A 6,509-nucleotide genomic window follows, 5' to 3' on the forward strand; every position below is an offset into this window, starting at 1 on the left:
ACGAGGACATCCAACCGCAGGGCTGGCCCCAGTTGCGCGTCTATGTCAGCTCCGATGGGTGGCATCTGGTGATCGCGATCTGTCGGGACCTGCTCAACCCGCATGCTGTGCACGCGCTCGCCGAGGCCGGCGTCAACCTGGTGTTGGTTCCGGCGATGAGCGAGACGCTGATCGCCTTCGGTGGGCCGGTGGCGCACTTGGTCGGCTCGGCGCAGGCGTTCGTGGCGGTGGCCAACAACCCCGCGGACTTCGCCGGCGTCCGCGAGCTGGGGGTCCGGCGCCCGGCCCGAGCCCTGTTGGGCCACCCTGGCTTCGGGCAACAGACCAAACTGGTGCAACCGGTCGGCGGCGAGCCTGGGGTGGCCCTGCTGCGGATCCGGACCGGTCAGCTGACCTGGTTACCGGAGGTGGCTCCGGTGCCGCAACCCCACAGCCAGCCGGTTATACCTCCGCCGTGGGCGGCGCAGCTGGCCCGCCAGACGGCCACACCGCTACCTCGGCAGGGGCGCCAGCCGCCCCGGATCACCTTACGGCCCGCGGCCGTGCCGATGGTGTTGACCGACACCCCGGCCGGGCCTGCGGCGCTGCTCACCGAACGGGCATCGGACCTGACCCTCTACCCGGGCAGCTGGTCTTCCCGGGCGGCGCGACCGAGGCCGGTGATGACGGCCCGGTCACCACCTCTCTTCGCGAGGCCTGCGAGGAGGTCGGCCTGGATCCGGCGAGCGTGAGCATTCTCGGTGTCCTACCGGCCGTGGCGCTGCCCGACAGCGGCTACCTGCTCACCCCGGTCCTGGCCTGGTCGCCGCGACCGACATTCACGACCTCACCCAACCTCGCCGAGGTCACCTCCCTGGCGACGGTCCCCCTACGACAGCTGGCGCAGCCAGAATCTGGGTGGCCGGGGGTCCTTGGGGATGACGCCGCGCCGGAGGGAGCACCCGTATCGACGTTGCGCGGTGACCTCGGAGCGGTCACCCGTCTGCTGATCGATCTGGTGACCGGCATGCTCACCCGCACCGATCTCGATGAGCAGGGTTGCACCCACACCCGCGTCGCCACAAGGAGACGCACGTCGACCCGAGAGGACCAATCATGGACAGAAGCAGTGTGAGGAGAGTGGGGCGACGCAGGTGGGCCGGCGCTCTGGCCGGGATCCTGTTGGCGATGGCCGGCGTCATGTCAGCATCACCAGCCTGGGCGGACGGAGGCGGGGAGACGACGGAGGGCTACCAGCTCGTGCAGCAGGCCCTTGGCCACCTGGCCCATGACACCAGCGACTACGGGATCTCCTTGGCGATGGAAAAGATCGGCGATGCCTTGGCCACCACAGACCAGCAAGGCGTTGACGTCGACGGGGTGAAGCAAGCTCAGGCCGCCCTGGAGGCCGGCCAGGTCGACGAAGGCCGAGCCCTGCTGCAGAAGTCCATCACCGAGGCGGTGGGGACCCTGAAGCCGGCGACGGGTGAGGAGACCGGCACGACGCTGGTGCTGAGCCCGCTCCCGGGGCGGGCCAGCCTGACCGGGCGCGACTGGGGCTTCCTGGTGGCGTCCGCGCTGCTCCTGCTCCTCGGCGCGGTGCTGGCCACGCGGTACCGCCCACACGACAACGTCCGGGCGCTGAGACGTCGTCTCGGTCCTCCCAGCCCCCGCCCCGGCCAGCATCGACCCGCCACGACGAAGGAGCAATGATGACGACGATCCCCAGGCAAGCCGCCCCCCCGACGGGGGGCCCGCGCAGCCGAGTCCACAAGGTCCTCGACGTCATCGACGAACGACTGGGGATCGGAGCCTTGGAGTACCCCGTGCCAGAGCACGCCAACAACCTCGCGTGGAGCCTGGGCGGCATCACGGCCGGCGCACTCGGCATACTCATCGTCACCGGCGTCGTCCTCGTCCAGTTCTACAGCCCGGTGCCGGAATCGGCCAACGAGTCGGTCCGCAACATCGTCACCGGAGTATGGGGCGGCAGTTTCGTGCGCGGGCTGCACTTCTGGGCCTCCCAGGCGATGTACGTGACCGCACTGCTGCACCTCGTCCGGGTGATCTTGACCGGCTCATACAAAAAGCCACGCGAAGGCAACTGGCTCATCGGCGTTGGGCTGTTCGGCCTGGTGACCTTGGCAGTGTTCACCGGAACGGTGCTCAAGTGGGACCAGGAGGGCTTCGAGGCGCTGGGTCACAACCTCGAGATCGGCAAGCTGATGGGCGGGGTGGGGCTGTGGTTCTCCCCGCAGTTCGCTGACCGTGTGCCGATCCTCGTCAGGCTGTACGGCGCCCACGTGGTCATCGTGCCCGGCCTGATCATCGTCCTCGTCACCCTGCATGGGCTGTTGGTGAAGCGGCACAAGATCTCTCCGCATCCCCAACTGCCAACCGACGCCTCCGGGGTGCAGGCCCCGACCGAGGAGCCCACCGAGCCGTTCACCCATCACCTGCGCAGGATCGCCACCTTCACCCTGGGGCTGTTCGGTCTGTTGGGGATCCTGGCGGTGCTGTGGCCTCCGGAGGTTGGTCCTTCGCCCGTGGCCGGCATCGAGGTCACCAAGCCCCCTTGGAACTTCTGGTGGCTGTTCACCCTGGAGGACTGGTGGGGCCTGTCCGCGATCCTCTACGGCGAGCTGGCCTTCTTCGCCCTGCTGGCCATCCTGCCCTTCGTCGACCGCAACCCCAACCGTCTCTGGCGTCGGCGCCCGGTCGTGATGAGCGTCGTGCTCGTCGTGATCCTTGTCCTGGCAGCCCTGACCGCGCTCTTGGGTGTCACCCCGGCCAAGCAACACCTGGGGATGTGACCATGACCCACCATGCCAGCCAGCGGCGGCTCGCCCCCCCCGCCTCGCACCGGGCCCGCCGCTCGTTCTGGCTCCTCGTCACGGTCGCCGTGCTCGCCGCCGGCGTCCTCACCAGCGCGCTGAGCGCCGCTCCCGGCCCGGTCACCGGCCTGCGCGTGGCGGCCAGCGGTGTGGTCCTGGTTGTCTCGCTCATCCTCGCGACACGCGTCATGCTCGCCCTTGACCGGGCCAGAAAGCGATCAGCTCAAGCCGTAACCGGCCACCGCGACCTCGACGTGCCCTGATGTGGTGGTGCACCAACGAGCCGGGCCGCGAGCGTGGGCCGACCTTGACGAAATCTTCATGGTCTCACTGTCGAAGCAACATCATTGTCACCCTAGGATTGATATACCCCAAGGGGGTAACTGACCCGGTGTTGAGCGTGGCCGTTTCCGGTTGGCGCGGGCGCCTGTGGCAGCAGAAGAGCGCGCCGAGAGGTTTCACCATGGTGACATCCATGTACGTCGTTGAGGGGCTGACCCGCGGCTCCTGCCTGGCCCGAGTGCTGGAGAAGGTCCGTTCGCTCGAGGGGGTGACGGACGTGACCGGGGACCTGGTCAGGGGCGGTCAATCGCCACTGGTCGTGACGAGCACGGCCAAGTTGGCGGTCGAGGCGGTGCGTGCGTCCGTCGAGAGCGCCGGCTTCGACCTCGTCGTTGCCGGGGGACGAGACGTGCGCCCACGCAGGGATTGCCTCTGCATCCCGGGCGACGCCACCCAACCAGATGGTGAACAGATGATGTCTTCGATCGGAGGTGCGAGCTCATGAGTCCCACTCAGGTCGCGATCCTTGTCGCTGCCCTGGTCCTGACGGGCCTGCTGGCGTGGTATTTCTTCGGGCCGAAGAAGTCGCGTCTGGCCGAGCTGGCGGACGGCGTGCAGATCGTCAGGGTCACGGTCAAGGGTGGCTACAGCCCAGATGTCATCCAGGTCGCCACGGGTGTGCCGGTGCGACTGCTGTTCGACCGTCAGGAATCCGGTGACTGCTCCTCGAGGGTGGTTTTCCCGGACTTCAAGGTGAACCAGATACTGCCCGCGTTCGAGACCACGAGCGTCGAGTTCCTTCCCGAGGTGTCTGGCGAGTACGAGTTCGCCTGTGGGATGAACATGCTCCACGGCAAGCTTCACGTGGTGGGTGACGCGTCGTCAGCCGGCCGACCCGAGACGCGCTCCGTGCTCGCTCTGGCCACCGTGAATGATGGCACCCAGTCGGTCGACCTCATGGTCAGGGGTGGTTACAGCCCGGACGTCGTGCGGGTGTTGCCCGGCATACCGGTGCGACTGCGCCTGGACCGGCAGGAGGACTCCTCCTGCTCCGAGCGCCTGCTCGTCCCGGACCTCGGTCTCGACGTGGCGCTGACCCCGTTCGGGCGGACCACCGTCGAGCTGCCGGCCATGGTCGAGGGCTCGCACCAGTTCACCTGCGGGATGGGCATGCTCCACGGCAGCATCCTCGTCGGTGAGTCATCGGCCGCGCCGCACCCGCCAGCCGGTCACGAAGTGAAGGGAGCGCCGCTGACCCAGGTGGCTCCAGTGGCGGGTCCCGCTCGGGGTAGCGGTGACCCGATGGGTGCTGGCGCTGCCGTCGAGACCGCAGACGCGGAGGAGCGCGAGCGCAACGCCGAGATCGCGGACCTCACGCGTCGGGTGATCTTCGGTGCTGTGCTCACGGCGCCGGTGCTCTTCGCGGTGATGTTCGTCGAGTTCTTCGGCGTGACCTGGATGCCCGAGCTGCTGATGAATCGCTGGTTCCAGCTCGCGCTGATCACCCCGGTGATGGGCTATACCGGCTGGCCGATCCACCGCACCGGGTGGCTCGCCTTGTCGCATCGCACCGCCGACATGAACTCCCTGATCACGCTGGGCACCATCGCGGCATACGGCTACAGCCTGGTGGTGACCTTCTTCCCGAGTGTGCTGCCCGCCAACGTGCAGGAGGTCTACTACGAGGCGGTGGGGGTGATCCTCACCTTGATCCTGCTGGGGCGGCTGCTGGAGACCAAGGCCAAGGCCGGCACCGGGGAGGCGATCCGCACACTGATCGGTCTGCAGCCCCGCACCGCCCGCGTCATCCGCGACAACGTGGAGTCCGAGGTGGCGATCGAGGACGTGGCCGTCGATGATGTCGTCGTCGTTCGTCCGGGTGAGAAGCTGCCCGTGGACGGGCAGGTCGTCCAGGGCCGCTCCCTGGTGGACGAGTCGATGGTCACCGGCGAGCCGATCCCGGTGACCAAGACCCCCGGGGAGACGGTCATCGGGGCCACCATCAACCAGACCGGGTCTTTCCGCTACGTGGCGACGAAGGTCGGCGCGGACACCATGCTCGCGCAGATCATCAAGCTGGTCCGCCAGGCGCAGGGGTCCAAGGCGCCGATCCAGCGGCTGGCGGACAACGTCTCCAGCTACTTCGTCCCGGCCGTGATCGGCGTCGCGATCTGGACCTTCGTCATCTGGGCGCTGGTCGGACCCCCGCCGGCGTTCATCTTCGCGCTCGTCGCGGCCGTCTCGGTGTTGATCATCGCCTGCCCCTGCGCCCTGGGCCTGGCCACCCCGTTGTCGATCACCGTCGGCACGGGCAAGGGTGCCACCTCAGGGATCCTCATCCGCTCCGCGGAGGCCCTCGAGACGGCGCACAAGCTGGACACCGTGATCCTGGACAAGACCGGCACGATCACCAAGGGTTCCCCCGCCCTGACCGACGTCCTGCCCGCGCCCGGTTTCACCGCCGACGAGGTCCTGGCGCTGGTCGCGGCCGTCGAGATCTCCTCCGAGCACCCCCTGGCCACCGCCATCGTCGCTGGCGCCCGGGAGCGCGACCTGTCCCTGGCGCAGGCGACCGCGTTCGACTCGATCACCGGGCAGGGCGTGCGTGCGCTCGTGCGTGGACGGGAGGTCCTCGTGGGCAACCGGCGCCTGCTGGTCGGGGCCGGTATCGACCCGGCGTCGCTTGAGGCGGACTCCGGGCGCCTGGCGGTCGACGGCAAGAGCCCCATGCTGGTGGCCGTCGACGGGCGCGCTGCGGCGGTCGTCGGTGTGGCCGACACCATCAAGGAGGGCTCGGCCGCTGCCGTGGCCGCGTTGCAGGCCCGCGGCATCGACGTGGTGATGATGACCGGCGACAACCGGGTCACCGCGGCGGCCATCGCCCGGCAGGTCGGCATCCGGCGGGTCCTCGCCGAGGTCATGCCCGAGCACAAGGCCGCCGAGGTCCGCAGGCTGCAGGGCGAGGGTCGGGTCGTGGGCATGGTCGGCGACGGGATCAACGACGCCCCCGCCCTGGCCCAGGCCGACGTCGGCTCAGCCATCGGCACCGGCACGGACGTGGCCATCGAGTCCTCGGACATCACCTTGATCTCCGGGGCCCTGTCCGGGTTGGTCACCGCGATCGACCTGTCCCGGGCCACCATGCGCAACATCCGCCAAAACCTGGTGTTCGCGTTCTTGTACAACGGGATCGGCATCCCCATCGCCGCCGGCGCGCTCTACCCGGCCTTCGGCTGGCGGTTGAGCCCGGTGATCGCCGCGGGCGCGATGGCGGCATCCTCGCTGTCCGTGGTGGCCAACGCCAACCGACTACGCGGCTTCACACCCTCCGCCATCCCCGACAACGTCCGCGTGCCAGCCACCGACCCGGTGGTGGAGATCGGACGCGACCAGGAGAAGGAGCACGACATGTCA

General features: G+C 68.8%; 7 protein-coding genes. All 7 read left to right on the plus strand.

What is annotated here, in order from left to right:
- On the plus strand, positions 1–731 hold a 731-nt coding region (locus tag ACLL9L_RS04905), incomplete at its 5' end, for a hypothetical protein (protein ID WP_411283534.1).
- Positions 629–1,114 carry an NUDIX hydrolase gene (locus ACLL9L_RS04910; RefSeq protein ID WP_411283533.1) on the plus strand — a complete coding sequence of 162 codons (486 nt, stop codon included), beginning with the start codon at positions 629–631 and terminating at the stop codon, positions 1,112–1,114. The genes ACLL9L_RS04905 and ACLL9L_RS04910, both read left to right, overlap by 103 nt.
- A gap of 65 nt (positions 1,115–1,179) precedes the next feature.
- Entirely contained in the window at positions 1,180–1,692 is a 513-nt protein-coding gene (locus ACLL9L_RS04915; protein WP_411283528.1) for a hypothetical protein, read from the plus strand.
- A complete protein-coding gene (locus ACLL9L_RS04920; RefSeq protein WP_411283529.1) occupies positions 1,692–2,792 on the plus strand; it encodes a cytochrome b N-terminal domain-containing protein in 1,101 nt (366 codons plus the stop codon). Before ACLL9L_RS04915 ends, ACLL9L_RS04920 begins: the two co-directional genes overlap by 1 nt.
- A gap of 2 nt (positions 2,793–2,794) precedes the next feature.
- Complete coding sequence (locus tag ACLL9L_RS04925; RefSeq protein ID WP_411283530.1) at positions 2,795–3,076, plus strand: hypothetical protein; 282 nt, start codon at positions 2,795–2,797, stop codon at positions 3,074–3,076.
- Between the two features lie 128 nt (positions 3,077–3,204).
- Positions 3,205–3,600: a heavy-metal-associated domain-containing protein gene (locus ACLL9L_RS04930; RefSeq protein ID WP_411283531.1), complete on the plus strand. Its 396-nt coding sequence runs from the start codon at positions 3,205–3,207 to the stop codon at positions 3,598–3,600.
- A partial coding sequence (locus ACLL9L_RS04935) for a heavy metal translocating P-type ATPase (RefSeq protein ID WP_411283532.1) occupies positions 3,597–6,509 on the plus strand: 2,913 nt, incomplete at its 3' end. The genes ACLL9L_RS04930 and ACLL9L_RS04935, both read left to right, overlap by 4 nt.

Origin of the sequence: Lapillicoccus sp. (assembly GCF_046595215.1) — a bacterium.
Lineage (GTDB): Bacteria > Actinomycetota > Actinomycetes > Actinomycetales > Dermatophilaceae > Lapillicoccus.